The following is a 213-nucleotide window of genomic DNA, read 5'->3' on the forward strand; positions in this document are numbered from 1 at the left end:
CCAGATCCGCCTGATCGGCGGCGGGGCGAAGAGTCCAGTGTGGCGCCAGATGGTCGCCGACATCACCGGCACCCCGGTGATCTGCCCCGAGGTCACCGATGCCGCCGCCCTGGGCGCGGCCCTGCAGGCGGCCTGGTGCGAGCGTTACCCCGACACCCCTCTCGAGGACCTCTGCGCACGGCTGGTCCACCTCGACGAGGGTTCCCACACCGA

General features: G+C 71.8%; 1 protein-coding gene. It reads left to right on the top strand.

The window, feature by feature from the left end:
* Positions 1 to 213 (top strand): FGGY-family carbohydrate kinase (locus L861_RS25025; protein ID WP_269078961.1); only part of this gene is annotated, 213 nt, incomplete at both ends.

It is taken from the genome of Litchfieldella anticariensis FP35 = DSM 16096, assembly GCF_000409775.1.
In the GTDB taxonomy this organism is placed as follows: domain Bacteria; phylum Pseudomonadota; class Gammaproteobacteria; order Pseudomonadales; family Halomonadaceae; genus Litchfieldella; species Litchfieldella anticariensis.